The sequence below is a fragment of the Puia sp. P3 genome, from assembly GCF_050632245.1.
Classification (GTDB): Bacteria; Bacteroidota; Bacteroidia; order Chitinophagales; family Chitinophagaceae; genus Puia.
Genome location: NZ_CP192583.1, coordinates 4,477,461 through 4,498,955, shown reverse-complemented (window position 1 = coordinate 4,498,955; position 21,495 = coordinate 4,477,461). Strand labels below are relative to the sequence as shown.

Annotated in this window: 20 protein-coding genes and 1 pseudogene; 19 read left to right on the top strand and 2 right to left on the bottom strand. The window is 54.7% G+C overall.

Annotation, left to right across the window (positions count from 1 at the left end):
• The 3 genes from ACQ86N_RS28125 to ACQ86N_RS28115 all read left to right on the top strand — a co-directional run bounded on the left by ACQ86N_RS28125 (nt 1) and on the right by ACQ86N_RS28115 (nt 2,016).
• On the top strand, nt 1–723 hold the full coding sequence (locus ACQ86N_RS28125; protein ID WP_431209950.1) for a LacI family DNA-binding transcriptional regulator: 723 nt from the start codon (nt 1–3) through the stop codon (nt 721–723).
• Entirely contained in the window at nt 720–1,028 is a 309-nt protein-coding gene (locus ACQ86N_RS28120) for a substrate-binding domain-containing protein (protein ID WP_431209949.1), read from the top strand. Before ACQ86N_RS28125 ends, ACQ86N_RS28120 begins: the two co-directional genes overlap by 4 nt.
• A gap of 109 nt (nt 1,029–1,137) precedes the next feature.
• Entirely contained in the window at nt 1,138–2,016 is an 879-nt protein-coding gene (locus ACQ86N_RS28115; protein ID WP_431209948.1) for a LacI family DNA-binding transcriptional regulator, read from the top strand.
• On the opposite strand, the gene ACQ86N_RS28110 is transcribed toward ACQ86N_RS28115, so the two are convergent.
• Both ACQ86N_RS28110 and ACQ86N_RS28105 read right to left on the bottom strand, forming a co-directional pair.
• Nucleotides 2,003–2,359: a hypothetical protein gene (locus ACQ86N_RS28110; RefSeq protein ID WP_431209947.1), complete on the bottom strand. Its 357-nt coding sequence runs from the start codon at nt 2,357–2,359 to the stop codon at nt 2,003–2,005. The genes ACQ86N_RS28115 and ACQ86N_RS28110 overlap by 14 nt on opposite strands.
• A complete protein-coding gene (locus ACQ86N_RS28105) occupies nt 2,329–4,026 on the bottom strand; it encodes a sialate O-acetylesterase (protein ID WP_431209946.1) in 1,698 nt (565 codons plus the stop codon). The genes ACQ86N_RS28110 and ACQ86N_RS28105 overlap by 31 nt, the downstream gene beginning before the upstream one ends.
• A gap of 354 nt (nt 4,027–4,380) precedes the next feature.
• On the opposite strand from ACQ86N_RS28105, the gene ACQ86N_RS28100 reads away from it, so the two are divergent.
• The 16 genes and pseudogenes from ACQ86N_RS28100 to ACQ86N_RS28025 all read left to right on the top strand — a co-directional run bounded on the left by ACQ86N_RS28100 (nt 4,381) and on the right by ACQ86N_RS28025 (nt 21,484).
• Nucleotides 4,381–4,683, top strand: coding sequence for a carboxypeptidase-like regulatory domain-containing protein (locus tag ACQ86N_RS28100; RefSeq protein ID WP_431209945.1), 303 nt, complete (start codon nt 4,381–4,383; stop codon nt 4,681–4,683).
• A complete protein-coding gene (locus ACQ86N_RS28095; RefSeq protein WP_431209944.1) occupies nt 4,667–7,108 on the top strand; it encodes a SusC/RagA family TonB-linked outer membrane protein in 2,442 nt (813 codons plus the stop codon). Before ACQ86N_RS28100 ends, ACQ86N_RS28095 begins: the two co-directional genes overlap by 17 nt.
• 175 nt (nt 7,109–7,283) lie before the next feature.
• On the top strand, nt 7,284–7,541 hold the full coding sequence (locus ACQ86N_RS28090) for a hypothetical protein (protein ID WP_431209943.1): 258 nt from the start codon (nt 7,284–7,286) through the stop codon (nt 7,539–7,541).
• Nucleotides 7,542–7,552: 11 nt separating this feature from the next.
• Nucleotides 7,553–9,535 (top strand): RagB/SusD family nutrient uptake outer membrane protein, encoded by a 1,983-nt coding sequence (locus ACQ86N_RS28085; RefSeq protein WP_431209942.1) that lies wholly within the window; start codon nt 7,553–7,555, stop codon nt 9,533–9,535.
• A 20-nt stretch (nt 9,536–9,555) separates the two neighbouring features.
• Nucleotides 9,556–10,914, top strand: a complete 1,359-nt coding sequence (locus ACQ86N_RS28080; protein ID WP_431209941.1) for a family 43 glycosylhydrolase — start codon at nt 9,556–9,558, stop codon at nt 10,912–10,914.
• Nucleotides 10,886–11,506 (top strand): hypothetical protein, encoded by a 621-nt coding sequence (locus tag ACQ86N_RS28075; protein WP_431209940.1) that lies wholly within the window; start codon nt 10,886–10,888, stop codon nt 11,504–11,506. The genes ACQ86N_RS28080 and ACQ86N_RS28075 overlap by 29 nt, the downstream gene beginning before the upstream one ends.
• A 7-nt stretch (nt 11,507–11,513) precedes the next feature.
• Complete coding sequence (locus tag ACQ86N_RS28070) at nt 11,514–13,469, top strand: alpha/beta hydrolase-fold protein (protein WP_431209939.1); 1,956 nt, start codon at nt 11,514–11,516, stop codon at nt 13,467–13,469.
• A 12-nt stretch (nt 13,470–13,481) separates the two neighbouring features.
• On the top strand, nt 13,482–13,808 hold the full coding sequence (locus ACQ86N_RS28065) for an arabinofuranosidase catalytic domain-containing protein (protein WP_431209938.1): 327 nt from the start codon (nt 13,482–13,484) through the stop codon (nt 13,806–13,808).
• A pseudogene (locus ACQ86N_RS28060) lies at nt 13,732–14,492 on the top strand (arabinofuranosidase catalytic domain-containing protein); the annotation flags it as partial. The gene ACQ86N_RS28065 and the pseudogene ACQ86N_RS28060, both read left to right, overlap by 77 nt.
• Nucleotides 14,478–16,316, top strand: a complete 1,839-nt coding sequence (locus tag ACQ86N_RS28055; protein ID WP_431217627.1) for a lamin tail domain-containing protein — start codon at nt 14,478–14,480, stop codon at nt 16,314–16,316. The pseudogene ACQ86N_RS28060 and the gene ACQ86N_RS28055, both read left to right, overlap by 15 nt.
• Nucleotides 16,267–16,758: a hypothetical protein gene (locus ACQ86N_RS28050; protein WP_431209937.1), complete on the top strand. Its 492-nt coding sequence runs from the start codon at nt 16,267–16,269 to the stop codon at nt 16,756–16,758. Before ACQ86N_RS28055 ends, ACQ86N_RS28050 begins: the two co-directional genes overlap by 50 nt.
• Nucleotides 16,755–17,900 carry a glycoside hydrolase family 97 N-terminal domain-containing protein gene (locus ACQ86N_RS28045; protein WP_431209936.1) on the top strand — a complete coding sequence of 382 codons (1,146 nt, stop codon included), beginning with the start codon at nt 16,755–16,757 and terminating at the stop codon, nt 17,898–17,900. The genes ACQ86N_RS28050 and ACQ86N_RS28045 overlap by 4 nt, the downstream gene beginning before the upstream one ends.
• Nucleotides 17,867–18,661 carry a glycoside hydrolase family 97 catalytic domain-containing protein gene (locus ACQ86N_RS28040; RefSeq protein ID WP_431209935.1) on the top strand — a complete coding sequence of 265 codons (795 nt, stop codon included), beginning with the start codon at nt 17,867–17,869 and terminating at the stop codon, nt 18,659–18,661. Before ACQ86N_RS28045 ends, ACQ86N_RS28040 begins: the two co-directional genes overlap by 34 nt.
• A 15-nt stretch (nt 18,662–18,676) precedes the next feature.
• The gene (locus ACQ86N_RS28035) at nt 18,677–19,606 is read left to right on the top strand and encodes a family 43 glycosylhydrolase (RefSeq protein ID WP_431209934.1); all 930 of its coding nucleotides are present in this window, start codon (nt 18,677–18,679) and stop codon (nt 19,604–19,606) included.
• Nucleotides 19,594–20,007 carry a carbohydrate-binding protein gene (locus tag ACQ86N_RS28030; RefSeq protein WP_431209933.1) on the top strand — a complete coding sequence of 138 codons (414 nt, stop codon included), beginning with the start codon at nt 19,594–19,596 and terminating at the stop codon, nt 20,005–20,007. Before ACQ86N_RS28035 ends, ACQ86N_RS28030 begins: the two co-directional genes overlap by 13 nt.
• Nucleotides 19,949–21,484, top strand: coding sequence for a glycoside hydrolase family 43 protein (locus tag ACQ86N_RS28025; protein WP_431209932.1), 1,536 nt, complete (start codon nt 19,949–19,951; stop codon nt 21,482–21,484). Before ACQ86N_RS28030 ends, ACQ86N_RS28025 begins: the two co-directional genes overlap by 59 nt.
• Nucleotides 21,485–21,495: the final 11 nt, after the last annotated feature.

The window sequence follows — 21,495 nt, the reverse complement described above, 5'->3', positions numbered from 1 at the left end:
ATGGAAAATTCCAAAGAGATCACTATTTATGATATAGCAAGGAGTCTTGAGCTTCATCCCTCGACGGTGAGCAAGGCGCTGAGCGGGGATCCCGCCATCAGCAAGAAGACGAAGAAGAGGATACTGGAGACGGCTGCTGAAATGGGCTACCGTTCGAATCTTTTTGCGAGGAACCTGCGGCAGCAGAACTCGCTGACTATCGGGGTGATCGCCTATGAGCTGAACAGCAGTTTCACGACGCCGATGCTCTCCGGTATCGAAACGGTTGCGAATGAAGCGGGCTATGGGATCATCCTAACCGACTCTTCGCGGAGTTCACAGAAGGAGGCGGCCAACGCACAGAACCTTTTTCAGCGGCGTGTGGACGGGATGATCGTGGTGCTGGCGCCTGAAACGGATTCGTTCGAGCATTTCCGACCATTTATCGAGAGGAGAATTCCGATGATCTTTCTGGACACGGAGGCTCCCTTTCCCGAGAGCATGTCGGTCATGATCGACAATTTTCAGTGCGGCCTGATGGTGACCCGGCATTTGCTCGGGCAGGGCTGTCGCCGCATCGTTCATTTGACTCCGGATCATCAGCAAAGTATTTATGGCCAGCGGTACAAGGGTTATCGGGAGGCGTTGGAGGAACAGAACATTGTCTTTGAAGATGGCTTGCTTGTTGTTGCGGGGGGCAGTGAGGAGGCGAGTGAAAAGGCGGCAAAAAAATACTTTCGATGAAGCCGATGCCGGACGGGGTATTTGCCGGCAGTGATATGGCTGCTGCCGTCTGTATCCGGACCTTTCAGGAGCGGGGAGTGAGGGTCCCTCAGGATATTGCTGTTGTTGGGTTCAATAACGAAGTGGTCGGAAAATTGATAACGCCCAGTCTTACGACGGTAAACTATCCGGCAAGGGAAATGGGTGCTGCGGCGGCGGGCATGCTTGTCGACCATCTGAAAGGAACCGGCAAGATCGGGAGTATCAGCAGGCTGACCATCCGGGCGGACCTGATCGTCCGGCAGTCGTCGGTGAAGAAGGGGTGAGTTGGTTGTCTCAATCGTCTCAATATTGGCCATTATTGTCTCAATTTCTCCTGCCCTGGCTGCGCTCTGCGGCTAATCGGGTAATTTGTCTGTAATAAAAATGGAGTATATGCTTGTTTGCAGACGAATTAAGACGATCGGTGTGATTGTGCACCGTCTGGACAGCCATTTCACTACTTCCGCGTTGCAGGGCATCGAAAGCGTCACCGCGTCGCATGGATACGAAACTGTCATCACCCATTCACAGGAGGACAGCGTTATCGAGGTTGCGAATGCCGGGCTGTTGTTAAATCGTGGCGTCGACGGCATCATTGCATCGCTTTCGAGCCAGACAGAGAGCCTGAAACATTTTGATGCGTTCGCGGCGCAGGGCGTCCCGGTCGTGTTCTTTGACCGCGTTGCCCAAACGAACAGGGGCGATGTTGTGGTCATCGATAATTCACACTGCGGATATCTGGCGACAGAACATCTTATCCGGCAGGGTTGCAGACGTATTGCGATCGTGACTTCCAGTCTGGAGAGGAGTGTATACGCTCAACGTTTCACAGGCTTCAGGTCTGCCCTGCGCCAGTATAATATTCCATTCTCTCACGATCTGATGATCATTGGTGATATCGACAGCGAAGGCGGCGTCGAGGCCGCGATGCGGATACTTAGAATGGATCCCTTACCGGATGGCCTTTTCATTACCAGCGATCTGGTCGCGGCCGTTTGCATACGTACGCTGCAGGAGGCGGGTGTTCGGGTGCCTGAGGACATTGCTGTTGTCGGATTCAATAACGATCCGGTGGGCAGGCTGATCACGCCGAAGCTGACGACGATCGACTACAATGGGTTCGAGGTCGGGAAAGTAGCGGCTGTGAGCCTGCTCAATCAGCTGACTGGCGGGGAGCCCGGTCATAGCGGCCGGACGTCGGTGATACCTGCCGGGCTGATCGTTCGCGATTCTTCGTTGCGCGGCGGCAGGAGGGCGACTATTCCGTCCTGAATGGCGCGGCAGGAAGACCTTCCTTATTATATAGATTGGGGTTGACGGGGTCATCTGCCCAGGCATACCGGACATAGGCCGGCTGCTGGACTTCGTTGCTCCACACGACTATATTATTTCCCTCGATGATGGCCGTTGCGCGTACAAATCTTTTGTCCTTGCCGGCGATCTCAAAGCCGTCCGGTCTTTCCCCGTCGTTGGTGACGAGGCCTGAGCCGGTATGGTCGAAGGCGATGCGGATGCTGTCGCCCTCGGGGGATGCTCTTTGAAACAGGGGGCCCGTGGAAACGATATTTTCTCCGTAGGCGAGGTCTAGTGCTGCGAGCGCCAGGCGTGTGCCCACTTCTTTTTCCGGTCGGGGTGAATGTCGTTCCATTCGCCGAGGTCGATGGCGACGGCCATTGCTGTGTTGGGGACCGAGAGAGACCGGGCCTGGGCTTCGCGGAGTTCGGCCCACTGGCTTTCTGTCGGAGTATAGTGGTAGTCGCCGAATCCGGGCAACTGGACGAAGAGGAAGGGAAGGGCGCCTTCGTGCCATTTTTGGCGCCAGTCGGCGATCATTGCCGGCTGGAGGCGGGCGTATTGGGCGGCGTGTCCGGTGTTGCTTTCGCCCTGGTACCAGAGGAAGCCTTTGACCGTGTAGGGGATGATAGGGGCAAGCATGCCGTTGAACAGCGCGGCGGGTTGGTTTTGGGGAGAAAAGCCGGGATTGGTGCTGGTGGAGTTGACGGTGGTTCCCGGGAATTTTCGGGGGGAGAATACTTGTCCGACCTTGTATTGCCAGTAGCCTTTCAGGTCGACGGTGTCATCGCCGGCGAACAGGCAATAGGGTTTGTCGGGTACGAAGCCACCTTTACCTGAATTATTGGTCACGCGTATGACAAAAAGGTTTTTGCCGGCGTGGAGGAGACCTGGTGGAATGGAGTAGCGTCTTTGCGGATACATGTAGGTGGTGTTCCCTACCAGTCTGCCGTTGACGTAAAGCTGGTCGGCGTCTACGATGCGACCGAGGAAGACTCTGGCCGCAGATTGCAGCATTCTGGCGGGTATGTCGATCTCGCGGCGGTACCAGACCACTCCGTCGAGTCCGTTGACGCCCTGGTCTTCCCAGTAGCCGGGGATGCCGATGATCCGCCAGCCGACAGGGGTGTAGGCTGTGTCGTACCGGGGATGGGGGCCGGAGAGGCCGGCGTCGGGTGGTGATGGCCGGGAGATGCGGGTGAGTGGGGCGGCCCGTTTAGTGTATGCGCTTTCGTTGTTGCGTTTGATAATGCTGTCGAAGTTGGGAAAAGCTTTCAGGGCTTCTTCGCTGATCCAGGCTTCGATCGGGGAGCCGCCAACGCTGGCGTTGATGATGCCGATCGGGATATGTTGTTGCCGGTAGATCTCGCGGGCGAAGAACCAGGCGACGGCGGAAAATTCGCCGATGTTCTGACGGTCTGCGGATTTCCAGTATCCGGAGCTGAGGTCGGCTGCGGGGCCTTTCAGGCTGGGTTCGTTGGGTACCCAGAATTGTCTGATCTGCGGGTTGTCCGCCTGGGAGACTTCGCTGGCATAGCGGACGCTATGCAGGGCCATCTGGTGGACCATATTGGACTGGCCGCTGCAGAGCCAGACGTCGCCGGCAAGGATGTCGTGGAGGACGATCCTCGGTCTTGCCTTCGATCTCCATGGTGAAGGGGCCGCCGGCGGGGTTGGCTGGAGTTGAATACTCCATTTTCCGTCTGTGGCTGCGGTTGTGCGGTAGCGGTGGTTGTTGAATTTTATCCGAACGGTCTGACCTTTCGGGGCCCAGCCCCAGATGGAGATGCGTGTGTCCCGCTGGAGGACCATGCTGTCGCGGATGAGGCGTGGCAGGATGAGGGTGTCGCGGCGCTGCCGGAGGCGGTATCCGTCCTGGGCTGACAGTCTGAATGAGAGGATAAGAAGGCAGGCTAAAAAGAAGCTGGCGGTCGCGGTTGATAGATTCAGCTGGTTTACAATATTATAGGCGGTAAAGTCCTTTCGCATCGTATTCAAATTCCGGAATGAATTCCCAAAGCTAAAATTAATTTATTTCAATCGGTTGAAATTTTCAATAAAAGTTTTACATTTGAAATGTTGGTTTGACAATTAATGCCGTTCGGCGGCTGTCGGCTATCGGATGTTGCTTGCGATATGGGAGAAAATATGATTATAAATATTTATAAATCATTGTCTAATATTTTTTCATTCGTTCTCTTTTCTTTCTCCGCCATTTCAGGCAAGTCCATTCAACTATTACTGTTTCACGGCTACGCATTGGGGTTTAAATCTTTATTTTTTGCTAAAAACCCCTTATTTGTTGCAATCGAATGAAATATACCGACTCTAAAACACACTTTTATGCAATTTTACCAGGATCGACTGCTGTCATCGAAAAGAAGCACCGCCATTTGGTTAATGGTCGTGCTCTCCTTCTTATCAATTCCCGTCTTCGCACAAAACACCTTACGCGTTAAGGGGCACGTAGTAAACGAGGATGGTAAATCTGTTCCAAAGGCCTCCGTTACGGTAAAAGGCCAAAAGATGGGTGTTGCCTGTGACGAGGAAGGCAATTTTGTTATTTCAGCCCCTTCCAATGGGGTGCTGGGTTGTTTCGTCCGTGGGTTATGCGCCGACGGAGATCCCTGTGAAAAACCGCACTGATCTGACGCTGACGCTGAAGGTGGCGTCGAGTACGGTCAATGATGTCGTTGTCATCGGCTATGGTACGCAGCGGAAGAAGGACGTGACCGCGGCGGTTGCGACGATCAGCGGCGACAAGATGAATGAGGTGCCGGCGGTTGATATCTCGCGGGCGCTGCAGGGGCGGATCGCCGGGGTACAGATGACGCAGACCTCGTCGAAGCCGGGGGCCGGGATGCAGATCCGTATCCGGGGTACGCGGTCGCTGAATGCCACGAACGATCCGCTGATCGTGCTCGATGGTATTCCATTTATCGGGACGCTCAATGACATCAGTCCCAGCGAGATCAGGAGCGTAGATATTTTAAAGGACGCGTCTGCGACGGCCATTTATGGTTCGCGGGGTGCGAATGGCGTCATTCTGGTGACGACGAATAAGGGTGTGGCGGGGCAAAAGGCTCGTGTATCCTACAATGGGTATGCGGGGCTGAAAAAGATATGGGGTGAGTACCCGATGATGAACGGACCGGAATATGTGGCGCTGCGAAAGGCGAATAATGCCACTCCTGGTGCATCCATTCATTTAAATACGCTGGATGAGAATGACAGTGTAAACACCGACTGGCAGAAGTTGTTGTTCCAGAACGGCTATGTAACTAATCAGGACCTTGGGATCACGGGTGGTTCCGAGAAGGGCAACTATAGTGTCGGGTTCAATTATTTCAAAGATCAGGCGGTAATACCGATGCAGTATTACGAGCGGTATAGCGTGCGTACTTCCCTGGAGCAGCGGATCGGCAAGTTCTTCCGTGTCGGGTTGACCACCAATAATTATTATGTGAATAGCCATGACCAGAACCTCGGGCCCTATGCTACGCTGAATCTGACGCCGATCATCAATCCGCGCAACCCGGACGGGAGCTGGAAGTCTATAGTCAATATGAACACTACGGGACCCAATTGGGCGTACACGGCGCATGCGCTGAAAGGGTTGGGGGATAAATACATCGACCTTGACAGGGCCTACACGACGAATAACTCGGTCTATGGAGAGATAAGGATCCCCGGGGTAGAGGGGCTAAAGTACCGGATAAATCTCGGGCTGTATTTTCACCAGGACGACTATGGTACGTATACAGGAACGGGGGTATTCAGCGGGACGCCGACGGCTGCGTCGAGCGCCTCGGACTCCAATATGAAACAGGTCGACTATACGATCGAGCATATGCTGAGCTATGACCGGACCTTTGGCAAACACAGGATCAGTGCGGTGGGGTTGTATTCCGTGGAACAAAATACGAAATGGACTTCGAGTGCATCGGCCTCCCATTTGCCGTCCGATGCCTTCCAGTTCTATAATCTTTCATATGTTCTGGCGGATCAGAGCGGGATCGCCACGGTCGGCAACGGCACTTATGCGCAGTATGGACTGTTGTCGTATATGGGTCGTCTTATTTACTCCTACAATGACCGGTATATTCTGTCGGCGGCCTTCCGGTCGGATGCTTCGTCCGTGCTGGCACCCGGGCATCAGTATCATTCTTATCCGGCGATCTCTGTCGGATGGAATATGAAGAACGAGAACTTTTTGAGCAATGTCTCCTTTGTCGACGCGCTGAAGCTGCGGGTCGGTTATGGGGAGACGTCGAACCAGGCGATCAATCCCTATCAGACCCTGGGCGCGTTAAAGACGAGTCCCTATAATTTCGGTCCGTCCGGTTATGCGATGGGGTATTATGTTACCCAGCTGCCTAATCCGGCGCTCGGATGGGAATTCTCCAAGACCTGGAACTATGGAGCCGATTTCACGCTGCTGAAAAATCGCCTCAGCGGTACTATCGACTATTATACGGTCAATACGAGCAATGTACTGCTGAGCGTGGGTCTTCCGACGACTTCGGGGGTGAGCAGTTATACTGCGAATATCGGCGCTACGCAGAACAAGGGTATAGAGCTTTCGTTGAATGGCACCATCCTGGACAATTACAATGGATGGACCTGGGATGTCGGCGTCAACGTCTCGCGCAACAGGAACAAGCTGGTGAGCCTTTATTCGGGGCAGCCGTATGATAAGGGAAATATGTGGTTCCCCGGGCACCCGATCGACGTCATTTATGATTATAAGAAAACCGGCCTGATCAGCTATGCGGACAGCGCGAGCGGATATATGCAGGCGGCCTATCCGGGCGGGAATGTCGGAATGATCAAGGTAGCGTACAACAAGAATGATACGTCCCTGCATTTTACCAATGGCGTTCCGAACAGGAAGAACCAGGCGGGGACGGCTTTGAACAACGACGATCGCCAGATATATGATGTGCAGCCTGACTTTGAAGGGGCTTCAATACCCGGGTGGCCTATAAGGGGTTCGAGCTGGGCATTACGGGTATCTTCAAGAGCGGCGGACTGCTCGTCAGTTCCCTATACTCTGCAGCGGGGTATTTGAATAACCTGAATTCGAGGTCGGGGAACAACGTAAGGGTCGACTATTGGACGCCGACGAACAGTCATGCGAATGATTTCAACACGTTTGCCCCCGGCCGGGTGGCGTAGGCGGCGATAACCCCGCGTATGGCAGCACGCTCGGCTATTTCAGCGCCTCCTACCTGAAGATCCGCACGGTGACCCTGGGGTATAATTTCGACCAGAAATGGATGAAGGCTGCCGGCATCGAGCGGATGCGTATCTATTGTACGCTGGAGAATCCGTTTGTATTCTTCTCTCCTTATGAGAAGATGTCGCATATGGATCCGGAGACCAACTCCTATGGTGACCAGAATTCGGCTGTGACGTCGGTGGTTCCTCACCGGATCCTTACGATCGGCACCAATACGCCTTCGACCCGTAACTATCTGTTAGGCTTAAATGTAACGTTCTAAAAACGATCAATATGAAACGCAGACTTTCCAATATATTCGGAGGAGCGGCCCTGTCGGCCCTGGTCCTCGCGTCGGGATGTAAAAAAGTTTTGAATGAAACTCCGCGGGCTTCGTTCACCCCGCAGTATTTCCAGACCCAGAATGGCGCCCTTGGGGGGATAACGGCGCTGTATGCGCATTTGCGGAATATTTATGGTAACGCTTATTACTGGAATATGTGCCAGTGTGGAACGGATGAGACGACCTGGGGACAGAGTGGCGGCAGCGGGAGTAATTTCCAGGCGCAGGACTATTCTGTGCCGGGTGTTCATCCGACTCCGACCCTGAGCGATGCCGGACAGCTGTGGGGGAATACCTTCCCCTATATCAATACGGCCAGCGGTGTTATTCAATACGGGACCGCGGCGGGAGTTGCGCCTTCTTATATTGCGGAAGCGCAGTTCTTCCGGGCCTTCGACTATTTCCTGCTGGTGCAGACCTTTGGCGGCGTCCCGCTGGATCTCGGATCGGGCAGGCTGCAGTTCAATACCTCAACCATAAGGACTTCGGCCCGTGATTCGGTATCCATCGTGTATACAAAGGCGATATTCCCGGATCTCAACGCGGCGGTTGCTGCGCTGCCTTCCACGCGGAGGGTGATGGGAGCGGTGACCAAGCAGGTGGCCCAACTTTTCCTGGCCAAAGCCTATCTTACTTATGGATGGTGGCTGGAGAATCCCAACAGTATCCCTTCGTATCCGGTGGAGACGGGGAGTCCGAGGAAGGATCCGGACGGGCACGATCCGGCGTGGTACTATCAGCAGGCGTACAATATTGCGGTTAATGCGATCCAGAACCCGGGTGTTTACGGATTGCAGCCGACATTCTATGACGTCAATGTGGCCACGAACGACTACAATAATGAGTGTATGTTGTATTCCGACCATACGCAGCAGAATACGCAATACAATGTGAGCAGTCTTAGCTATGGGGCCGGCGGTACTCCTGACAACTGGTCCGGCTGGTTCCAGACCTGGTCTTATCCTTCGATCACGAGTTCGAGTTCGTCTTCTTCCTGGAGCTCTGTATATTCCGTGCAGCGTGCTTCCGAGCAGTGGGGTGGGCGTCCGTGGGTGAGGAATGCGCCGACGATCGAGGTGTTTACGAAGACCTTTGCCGACAAGACGAATGACGCGCGGTATGACGGCACTTTTACGACGGTGTACCGTTGCAATATGGTGGAGGCGGGTTTGCCTTATACGACTTTGTATAATGCCAACAATATGCCGATCCAGGAAGGGAGTCCCGTGCTGACCTTTTTGAATGACGACGTACCCGGGATCGACTATTCAAATGGTACGTATAAGAGCAGTGTAGGGGCCGGGGTATTGTCCGGCCGGGCTGACTTTGTCATCTCGCCGAGCGCATATAACAGAATTGTGTATCCCGGACTTTGGAAGCTGGGTCCTTATCGTACAGACAATAATGGCGGATTAGGGAATCCGAATGCGGGCAGCACGCGTCCATATACGGGCGTCAAGTTCTCGGAGCTTTATTTTATTGCGGCCGAAGCGGCTGTGAAGGGTGCGGCGACGCAGTCCGGGTTTGACGCGAGGTCGCTGATCAATGTGATCCGTGCGCGGGCCGGTAAGTGGAAGTACAGCAATGCGAACAGGGCGGCTATGGTGGCCGACTACAGCGCGGCGATGGTTGCGGCAACGCCGGCGACGATCACGGTGGGGTATATCCTTGCTGAGCGCTCAAGGGAGTACTATGGAGAAGGGTATCGTTTTTACGACCTGGTGAGGACGCAGCGGTTCGGGCAGGATAATCAGGAAGGCTATAATTACGCGACGTATACGATCGGCGGTATTGCCTATGGCAACCATACGCCGATCACGAACACCCGGACGATCACGCCTCAGCTGTATCTGCAGCCGATCCCGCAGGGGCAGATCGATGCCATGGCTACAAGTGACGCGGCGAAGAAGGCGTATCAGAATCCTGGATATTAAGGCTGTGAATATTCAACTATATGCGACAATTTATTCTCAGGGGCTTTGGACTGGCCTGTCTGTTGATGGCCGGTTCTATGCTGCGTGCCCAGCAGGGGGCGGAAGATTCGTCTTTGTTCTATAGCAGGGTGATGACCTATGCGAATCCGGTATTGCCGGGGGATCACCCCGATCCCACGCTGATCAGGGTGGGGAAGGATTTTTATCATTGCGGATCGAGTTTTCATTTCAATCCGTATCTGCCCGTATATCATAGCACGGATCTGGTTCACTGGGAGGTGATCAGCAGGGTGGTGCCGTCTTCGAGGGCGAGCTTTGTAACGGACAGGCCTTCGGCGGGTATCTGGCAGGGGGCGATAACCTACTTCTACGGCTCCTACTGGGTGTATTTCTCGGCCGGCGGGCAGTGGTTCAGCAAGGCATCCTCGCCGTATGGACCGTGGAGCGAGGCGGTGAAGGTAAAGACGAATTCCGCCACGGGCAATCTGGGATATGACAATTCGATCTTTGTGGATGATAACGGCAAGCCGTATATGGTGATCAAGAACATGCAGAAGGTCAACAGGCTGCAGGCATTGGGTCAGGATGGTCGGCTGACGGATACCGTTATCAACCTGGACTGGATAAATGCCGGCTTGCAGTATAGCTGGGCGGAGGGGCCGGTGATGTGTAAAAGGAACGGGTATTATTATTATTTCCCTGCCGGGGATGTTTCCGGGGGGCAGTATGTGTTGCGAACGAGGGAGCTGACCAGCGATTCGACCAAATGGGAGCGGCTGGGGGATTTCTTTAAGCCGGTGACCGATTCGAAGGTAGGTTTCAGGCGGCCGAATCATATTGCGGCTCCGCTGGAGCTCGCTGACGGAACCTGGTGGACGATCGGGCAGAGCTACGAAAAATATCCGGACGATGACTGGTCGGGCACGGGCCGGCAGACTTCTTTGTTCCCGGTGGTCTGGGAGGGTGACCGTCCGTGGGGCATGGCTCCTGTGACGACGCCGATCGGATTGCCGCGGTTGTCGAATTCGCGCATTTCGTGGCGGAGTGTCCAGGGCGACGAGTTCGATTCCGATAGTCTTGGACTTTGGTGGCATTTCCTCAACAGGATCGCGGCGCAGGAGTATTCGCTGAGCGCCCGGAAGGGCTGGATCCGGCTGACGCCTTCGGGCGACCGGGCACATGTTGTACAGAAGGAGACGGATCATTATTATGCCGCGGTGACGAGGGTGGAGGCGGATGCGGTGGATACTGCGGATAAGGCGGGGATATTGCTGACCAATGGCAATCAGCATGAGATCGTCCGCCTGTATACGGGATTCGATGATGGGAAGAAGATCATTTTAAAGATAGATGGACAGGAGCGAAGCGTGGCAGAATGATATGGGTCGGGAGGTTTGGCTAAAGCTGGTGAGGAACGGGCACGAGCTTATGGGTTATTGCAGTGGGGATGGAAAGGCCTGGAAGGCGGTTGGCGAGCCGGTGAGCGCGGTAGCCCTCGACAAGGCGCAGCCGGGGTTCAACTCCTGGGTAGGAACCAGCGTCGGGTTGTTTGCGGAGGGTCGGGCTGCGGATTTTGATCGTTTTGTCTGCAAGGACGGGTTTTCGCCTCTGCCGGCGATGGGGTACTCCAATTACTTTGGGGTCGAGACGGTGGATAAAGCGGTGACGAATACTTCTGTCAACGGGGGCTGGCTGATGATCTCGGGCGTTTACCTGGGCGGGGCGTCGGGGGTGTCGGTTGATGCTGTTGCGGCCCATGGGGGTAAGCTCGAGGTATGGATCGACGACCTGGAAAACGGCCGAAAGGTCGCCACTGTGAATTTGAAGGGCCGGACGAGCGATGGGGAGGAAACGGCGACGGCTGCATTGCTGAAGCCGGTGTCTGGCAGTCATGATGTTTTTGTCAGGTGGCCTGCGGGAATGAAGCAGACGATCTTTTTAAAGCATATCGTTTTTACCAAAAAGAAATAGAGCACCAATGAAAAAGCAACTCTTTTTTGGGCTGGTCCTGTTGATCCTGACAGGACTCGTCCAGGCCCAGTCTATTGAAAAGCATGGGCCTGTGGGTTTTGATTCTTTGCGTTCGGGTATCGATCACGGGCGGATCGATACAATCACCTATCCCTCAAAGACGGTAGGGACGAACCGGAGGGCGCTGGTGTATACGCCGCCGGGGTATTCGAAGAAGAAAAAGTATCCGGTGTTGTATCTGCTGCATGGTATCGGCGGGGATGAGAAAGAGTGGCTGAACGGGGGAAAGCCGCAGGTGATACTGGATAATCTTTATGCGGAGGGGAAGATCGAGCCGATGATCGTGGTGCTGCCGAACGGCAGGGCGATGAAGGACGACCGGGCCGTCGGAAATATTATGGATACGGCGAAGGTCAGGGCTTTTGCGACTTTTGAGCAGGACCTGCTGAACGATCTGATCCCTTATATCGAAAAGAAATGGCCGGTGCTTACCGATGCGGATCACCGGGCGATCGCCGGCTTGTCGATGGGCGGGGGGCAATCGCTGAATTTCGGGCTTGGCCATCTGGACAAGTTTGCGTGGGTGGGAGCGTTCTCGGCGGCGCCGAATACGAAGAGGCCGGAGGAGCTGGTGCCGGATCCGGCTGCGGCCCGCCGGCAGCTGAAGCTGCTGTGGATCTCCTGCGGGGCTTCCGATGGACTTATTACGTTCAGTCGCAGGACGCACGATTATCTGGTGGAAAAGGGTGTTCCGCATATTTATTATATCGAGCCGGGAGTGCATGATTTCAAGGTGTGGAAAGATGGCTTGTATCTGTACTCGCAGCTGCTGTTCAGGCCGGTCGATACGGCAAGGTTTCCTGCCTGGCTAAAGGCTTCGGTCGGTCAGCCGGCGACGACGAATATCCCGGGTGTGCCATATCCGCAGGTATTGCCGGACAACAGTGTGTTCTTTCGGGTAAAGGCTCCTGAAGCGCAGCGGGTGCAGATCGACCTGGTGCGCAAATACGATATGGCTAAAGACACCGGCGGGTACTGGGTCGTTAATACCGATCCGGTTGTCGAAGGGTTTCATTATTATTCGGTGCTGATCGACGGGGTGCCTGGGATCGATGTTTCCAGCCAGACCTTTTATGGCATGGGGCGTATGGCGAGCGGGATCGATATTCCGGACAGGGACGGTGCGTTTTATGAGGCCTGGCCGGTGCCGCACGGGCAGGTGAGGTCGGTCCATTATTATTCTCCGATCACCAGGGCCTGGAGGAGGGCGTTCGTTTATACACCTCCGGGATACGACGAGAGTCCCGACAAAAGGTATCCGGTGCTTTACCTGCAGCATGGGGCGGGGGAAGACGAGACGGGATGGAGCACGCAGGGGAAGATGGATTTTATTCTTGACAATCTGATTGCCGAGGGTAAGGCTGTCCCGATGCTGGTCGTGATGGACAGGGGCTATGCTACCGATCCGAGCGGGCGGGTGAAGGCTGCACCGGGCGGGTTGCCAGGCAGCAACAATAATATTTTTCCGGAGGTATTGGTCAGGGAAATTGTACCGATGATCGACAGTGCGTTCCGGACGATCGCGGACAAAGACCATCGCGCGATGGCGGGGCTTTCGATGGGCGGGTTCCAGACTTTCCAGACGACGATGACCAATCTTGATAAGTTTGCCTATATCGGCGGTTTTAGCGGGGCGACATTTCTGCAGGCGGGAACTCCTGTTACCGGGCTTTATAGTGGGGCCTGGGCGGATCCGGCTGGGTTCGCGCAGAAGGTGAAAGTACTTTATCTTAGTGTAGGGACGGCCGAGCCGGCGAGGATGCTGACGGGGATCAGGGGACTGCATGAAGCGCTGCAGCAGGCGGGCATCCGGCATGTTTACTATGAATCGCCGCGGACGGCTCACGAATGGCAGACCTGGCGCAGATCACTGAGACAATATGCAAGCCTGCTTTTTAAATAAGAATACATTTTCATGAAAAGTATATTGTTCGTTGTTAACGTTGTTTTGCTGACCGGTGTTGCCGCCGGTCCGGGTTCGAATTTGGTTGCGGCCAGGCCCCAGGGCCCCTGTGATATTTATGCTGAGGGCGGCAGTCCCTGCGTCGTTGCGCATAGCAGTACCAGGGCGTTGTATGCTTCGTATAACGGGCCGTTGTATCAGGTACTCCGGCAGTCGGATGGAAAAACGCTGGATATCGGTGTGGTAAAGGCCAGCGCCGGCGATCCCGGGGTATGCCGATGCGGCGGCCCAGGATGCGTTTTGCGCGAATACTGCCTGCTGGATCACGGTATTGTATGACCAGTCGGGTCACGGCAACCATCTGGTGCAGCCGCCTCATGGAGGTTTCAGCGGGCCGGCGATGGGTGGGTTCAACAATCTGCCGGTTGCGACTATGGCTCCGGTTACGCTGATGGGGCATAAGGTCTATGGCGTATTTATCGCACCGGGTATGGGTCTCCGGCAGAATGACGCCAAAGGGACCGCGGTGGACGATCAGGCGGAAGGGCAGTACTGGGTCATCAATGGCCACCATTTCAATAATGGATGCTGCTATGATTACGGGAACGCGGAGACCGATAGCCGGGATGACGGTGACGGTACGATGGAGACGACTTTTTTGGCAATACTACGCCCTGGTATCACGGGCAGGGGAATGGACCCTGGGTGATGACAGATCAGGAAAATAATCTGGTGGGTTGTGTCAACCCTTCTCCGAATGATAAATTCTGCCCGATGTTGCCGAGCGTGCCCTGGCGGTTCGTGACGGCTACGGCGGATGGTGAGCCGCATCACTGGAGGTCGATGGGTGGAGACGCCCAGCGCGGTGCGCTCGAGATCATGTACGATGGTTCCCGCGTGACCAATGACCGAAACAGCTATGACCCGATGCGCAAGCAGGGTGCGATCCTGCTGGGCAACGGGGGAGACAACAGTAACGGCTCGCAGGGGACCTTTTATGAAGGGGCTATGACTGCGGCCGGCACCTTCCCGACGAAGGAGGTCAATCAGAAGATACAGGCGAATGTGGTGGCTGCCAGGTATGATGTGCAGCGTCTGAGTCTGACTCCGGCCAGTGCGGTAAATATGCCGCCGGGACTGCAGACTTTTTCGCCGGGTTCCGCGCAGAACTGTACGGTGACGTTTGTCAATACTACCGGTGGCCCGGTAAGGGATGTGACGCTAAGCGTGGTTGCTCCCAGGGGCTGGAGATCGGAGGTATTGAATTCCGGTGTGGGGTCGAAGAAGTTTGCGGAAGAGATCGCGCCGGGGGCAACGGTGAGTGCAACCTTTAAGGTGAGTTCAGGGATGGAGGCTTATAACGGAGATCTGACTGGTTCTGTGACGTGGAAGGCCGGTGGGGCAGTCGTTTCGGAAACGACTGTAGAAAAGGTCCGGAATGTGAGCCCGGTTAAGATCAACGAGTTTCGCATTAGTGACGGGTCTGTAGAGAATCAGAGTAATTCTTTTGTTGAATTGTATAATGCCGGAGAGAAAGAAGTTGATCTTTCGAACTGGAGCTTTTTGCAGCATGCTACGCAGATGCCGGTATTCTCATCTTTGAAGATGGCTGTGGGGACGAAGCTTGCGGCTCATAGTTATTATTTGCTGGGTCTGGCGAATTCCGGATTGGTGGTGCCGGCGAAGAAGGGGTCGACTACTGTATTTGTGCGGAATATCAGCGGGATGTCGGCTGGTGATGAGGTCAGGATCGGGACGGGTTTGGCTGCGGAGAGCCGCCGGATCGTGAGTGTGAGTGCTTCGCCTGTTCAGCCCGGGGCGGCTCCGGGAAGTTTCGGACGTCCATTCGTGCCAGGTAGTCCTACTACGGTGTGGCAGCCGGTGCCGGATGGGCCGGTCATTACGATTGCGGCGGGAGCTACCAATATTCCTGTTGCAAGCATAGAAGGGTTTAAGGTTGGTGATAAGATGGCTATTGGTTACGGAGCAAAATATCCGGCGGTTGGTCTTGGGATTGAGAAATATGAGGTGGTTACGATCAAGGCTGTGGGTAAGCCGGGTACGCAGGCTTATCTGTCCGCGGATGCAAAGGCCGGCGCCACCAATATCAAGGTCTCTTCGGTGGCTAATATTTCCGTGGGGGATAAAATCAGACTTGATATCGACAGTAAGGGCCACGGAATAGAGACGGTGACGGTGACGAAGGTCGGGACGGCCTCCTCGCGTGGACCGGGGCGGGGCCCGTTTGCGGCCGGTGAGGATGTGGGGACTGGGCTTGAGCTTGCGGCGCCGCTGAAGTTCGATCATTCGGCGAATATTCCTTTTAGTGTGAGGGGAACCGGTATAGACTTTGAGCCGGCGACGGCCTTTGCGCACTCGAGTAATGAGCCTGTATTGCCGCTGGTGTTCAGTATTACGGTTGATCGTCCTTTGGCGAGTGACTGGGGGATTGACGAATCGGTGCGGGATGAGAAGGTGAAGAACGCGGGGTATCAGGGTGTAAGGAAGCCTGATCAGTGGTTTGGAGGTCCGGCACTGGCGGCGGGTGCGGGCTGTATGATGCTGAGGGATGCTCAGGGGAATATTGTCGATGGGCTGAACTACGGAGGGCTCGTGGATCCCTGGATGGCCGAAGGTTATCAGGCTGTTTCGGGAACTGGAGCGAATGGGAGTTATGCGCCTTCGCCCGGTATGGGGAGAGGGTTCAGGCCGGGAGGTTTTTCGGGAGAGCAGGCGGACAGGAGTGCCGGGCGTTTCCCGGATGGGGTCGACAACGATGACAACGGACATGATTTTTGTGCAGCATACGATGGCGCTCGCCCTGGCTTCTGCAGCGGGGGTGAATAATGTAAAGGTCACCAGTGTGACGAATTTCTCTATTGGACAGCCTTGTATAATTGGATCGGGTGCGAATGCCGAGACGGCGACAATCGCGGTTATTGGCGGGGCCGGTGGTACGACGATGGAAGGGGGTATAGACGCCGGTGTAACGGTTATTCCCGTTGGAAGTGCGGCTGGGTTCGAGGCTGGAGAGAAGATCTCTGTCGGCGGGGAAACTGTTGTGGTGGCGTCTGTTGTGGTGAGACGCCGGGGCGGCGGGAACCGTGGTCCCCAGGCGGATTCGATTGTAGTGACCGAACCACTGAAACAGGCGCATGCTGCGGGAACGGAGGTGTCAGGGGGTGGTGTAACTTTCGCCGCGCCTTTAACCCGTGCTCATGCGGGTGGTGCACCTATCGCCAGCAATGTTCCGACGCCTGGTGAACCTAATCAATATACCCGAAAATGATATTGAAATATATTGTGGGAGTACTGGCGGTTGTATCCAGCCCCGACAAACAGCTGAAAGTTGCGATAAGCGTTGTTGACGACAGGCCGTATTACTCGGTTAGTTATAAGGATAAGGTGATGCTTGAAAATTCGCCGCTGGGATTTGAATCGAATGAGGGGGATTTTACGACGGGCGTTCGAATGTTGGGAGACTCAGCGAGTACTATTGATAAGGATTATACGCAGGAGAAGATCAAGCGTTCCCAGGTGCATTATTCGGCGAACAGGCTGAGCTGTAGTTTCGAAAATGCTCAGAAAAGAAGGTTCGATATTGTCTTTCAGGTCAGCAATAATGACATCGCCTTCCGGTATGAACTGCCGGTATGGGGACAGCGAATGGCCTGTGTGGTCGGGAAAGAGGCTACTGGTTTTAGATTTCCTGCGGGTACAACGACTTTTCTTTCGCCGATGATGAATCCAATGACGGGGTTTGCGCGAACGGCGCCGAGCTATGAAAGTCTGTATGGCGCGGATCTCCCGATGGATACGGCAAATTTCAAGGATGGGGGTTTTGTATTTCCGGGGTTGTTCCGCGTTGGTTCGTCTGGTTGGGTATTGCTGTCGGAAACGGGGGTGAGCAGTCTCTACTGCGCCTCGCATCTTGGTGATTGCCGGAATGGCCGGACTTATACGGTCGATTATCCGGATAGCCGACAGAATAATGGATTTGGAGGCACGGGGGCGGCGATTGCCCTGCCCGGGGTGACGCCGTGGCGAACGATCACTGTAGGGGAGACGCTGAAACCAATTGTGGAAACTACTATTCCTTTTGACGTAGTCGAGCCGTTGTATGCGGCTTCGAAAGTTTTTACCTACGGACGGGCGACATGGAGCTGGATCGTCTGGCAGGACGCGAGCATGAATTATGAGGACCAGGTGAAATATATCGATCTGGCGGCGGCCATGGGTTATGAATATATTCTGATGGATGCGTTTTGGGATACGAATATTGGGAAGTCCAGGATGGCTGAGCTGGTGAAATATGCGGGTTCGAAAAAGGTGGGTGTGTTCTTATGGTATAATTCCAACGGGCCGGAGAACGACGCGCCGCAGGGCCGAGAAATAAGATGTATACGGCTATCGAGCGGAAGAAGGAAATGAAATGGTTGAAGAGTGTGGGAGTGCAAGGGTTGAAGGTGGATTTTTTTGGCGGGGACAAGCAGGAAACGATGCGGTTGTACGAGGAGATCTTGTCCGATGCCAATGACTATGGTCTGATGATCGATTTTCATGGTGCGACTTTGCCGCGCGGGTGGGAGCGGATGTATCCCAATTATGTCGGGAGTGAGGCGGTGGTCGCTTCTGAGATGCTGATCTTTTCGCAGGGGGTGAGGGAAAAGGAAGCATATAATGCCACGCTGCATCCTTTTATCCGTAATTCGGTGGGAAGTATGGAGTTCGGCGGGGTCCTGCTGAACAAATATTTGGTCAGGAGTAATGAAGGGCGCAACAAGCGGCTCACGACCGATGGCTTCGAGCTGGCTACTTCGGTATTGTATCAGAATCCTGTACAAATGTTCGGTCTTACACCCAATAATCTGACGGACGTGCCGGGTTTTGAGATCGATTTTATGAAGGAGGTTCCGACAACATGGGATGAAACTGTCTTTATCGACGGATATCCCGGAAAATATAGTGTGATTGCCCGTCGTCATGGTGACAGGTGGTATGTGGCGGGGGTGAATGCCATGAAGGAGCCTTTGAGGCTTCGGCTGCAGCTGCCCATGGTGGCTGGTAAGAAAATGTGGCTGTATGGGGATGACGTAAACGGTGTGGCCGTAAAAAAGGAACTGGCGGTGAAGGGGTCGGGAGAGGTTCCGGTGGATGTCCAGCCGAATGGAGGATTTGTATTGGTGCAGTAATTTAAATTTATTTTGATGAAGAAGTTGTCTGCTTTGGTTGCGGCGGCTGTGTTTTGCTGCGGGTATGTTCGTGCTCAGAATCCGCTGATCCATGACCAGTATACGGCCGATCCTTCGGCCCGGGTATTTGGCGATAGCATTTATGTGTATCCGTCCCATGATATTCACTGGGCGCCCGGCGTGGGGCGTCCGAATTGGTTTAACATGGAAGACTACCATGTCTTTTCTTCGCCGGATGGGGTGGCGTGGACAGATCACGGTATGGTGATCAGTCAGAAGACCGTACCCTGGGTGGACAGCAGCAGCTATAGCATGTGGGCTCCGGATTGTGTGTTCAGGAATGGCAAATACTATCTTTATTTTCCTTCCCGGCCAAAGGACACGTCTGCCGGGAAACATTTTGGGATCGGTGTGGCGATTGGCGATCATCCCGGAGGGCCTTTTGTTCCCCAGGCGGAACCGATCAGGGGCGTAGCGGGCATCGATCCGAATGTTTTTATCGACAAGAACGGGCAGGCTTATCTATACTGGGCCGAGGGGAATCTTTATGCAGCCAGGCTTCGGGAGGATATGCTGGGGCTGGCGTCTGAGCCGGTGGTGCTTTCTCAGCTGCCTGCAAAAGGATTGAAAGAGGGGCCGTGGGTATTTGAACGCAAGGGTGTTTATTATCTGACCTATCCTCATGTGGCCGCTAAGACGGAGCGCCTGGAGTATGCTGTTGGCGACAATCCGCTGGGGCCTTTCCAATTTAAAGGCGTGATCATGGACGAGTCGCCGACGGGATGCTGGACCAATCATCATTCTGTGGTTTCTTTTAAGGGGCAGTGGTATTTATTCTATCATCATAATGATCTTTCACCAGATTTTGACAAGAACAGGAGTATTCGGGCGGATAGTCTGTTTTTGAGGCGGATGGGAGTATCAGAAAGGTTGTGCCGACGTTGAGGGGAATTGGACTGACGCCGGCGGGTGGCCCGATCCAATTGGACAGGTATACGAGGATCGATGGGGCGAGGAGTGTTTTTTTAGACTCGTTGGAGCGGATTAAGGGATGGAAGGTCGTATTCGATGCGCCGGGTTCTTCTGTGCAGTACAATAGTGTCGATTTTGGAAAGACGCCGTGGAAATCGCTGACGGCGAAGGTAGCGTCATCTTCGGGTGGGGTTTTGGAGGTGCGTGCCGGGGCTTCGGTGATCGGCGAAGTGGATGTGCCTGCCGGTGGCGGGTGGCGGGTGGTTAGTGTTCCGTTGAAGGGGAAGGTTTCGGGGGTTAAGAATTTGTTGGTGGTTGGGAAGGCAGCGGGGTTGCAGGTCGACTGGATACGGTTCGATTCGACAAGTGGATAGCCATGTGGCGCGGAACCCTATTATCGATGCCGATGTACCGGATATGTCGATTATCCGTGTGGGTGATGTCTATTACATGAGCAGCACGACCATGCATATGAACCCGGGTGTGCCGATCATGAAGTCGACGGACATGGTCAACTGGAAATTGGTCAGCTATGCCTATGACGTGCTCGACGATGACGACCGGTTGAATCTGAACAATGGAAAGAGTGACTATGGGCGTGGTTCGTGGGCCAGTAGCCTTCGGTATCACAATGGACAGTATTATGTGAGTACTTTTTCCGGGACGACGGGGAAGACTTATATCTATACTACGGGAGATATCGAGAAAGGGCCGTGGAAGGGGGTGTCTTTCAAACCTTCTTTTCACGATCACTCGTTGTTTTTCGATGACGACGGAAAGGCTTATCTGGTCAACGGAAGCGGACGCATTATGCTGACGGAGCTGAACAACGATCTGTCGGGGATCCGTCCTGGGACGTCCCCGCAGCCGATCATCGAAAACGCCAGCGCCGTTGCCGGGCCGAATATCGGTCTTCCGGCAGAGGGGTCACAGCTGTTCAAGATCAATGAGAAGTATTATCTGTTTAATATCTCCTGGCCGAAGGGAGGGATGCGTACGGTGATCGTCCACCGGGCGGACAGGCTGACCGGGCCCCGGGAAGGGAGGGTTGCGCTGCAGGATAAGGGGGTTGCGCAGGGAGGATTGGTGAATACGCCTTCCGGCGAGTGGTATGCTTATCTTTTCAGGGATTATGGGTCGGTGGGCCGTGTACCTTACCTGGTGCCGGTGAGCTGGAGGGATGGGTGGCCGGTGCTGGGCGTCGATGGTAAGGTGCCGGATTCGCTGGAGTTGCCGGGCAGTCTGGGACTCGATCCGGGGATTGTGGCTTCGGATGAGTTTGACCGTCGCGCGGGTGAGCCGGCGCTGCCGCTGGTGTGGCAGCGGAATCATAATCCGGATGATAAGCATTGGTCGGTGTCTGCGCGTCGCGGCTGGCTGCGGCTGATGACGGGGCGGGTGGATACGAGTGTGTTGTTTGCGAGGAATATGCTGACGCAGCGGACTTTTGGGCCGGAGTGTTCGGGTTCGACCGCTATCGATGTTTCGCATATGAAGGATGGGGATTTTGCGGGGTTGATCCTGCTGCAGCGGCGGTATGGCTGGGTGGGTGTGAAAATGGTGGGTGGGGTTCGGTCGATCGTCATGGTCAATGAGGGCGTGGAGGCGGCGACCGTGCCGTTGGGTCAGCGTTTGGTGTATTTCAAGGCGGATTGTGATTTCTCTGACAAAAAGGATAAGGCGAAGTTTTATTATAGCCTGGATGGGAAGAGTTGGGTGTCTATCGGGACGGTGTTGCAGATGGCGTATACGCTGCCGCATTTTATGGGGTATCGGTTTGGGTTGTTTGATTATGCCACGAAGGAGGCTGGTGGGTATGTGGATTTTGACTGGTTCAGGGTGGGCAAGTGAGAATTTAAACA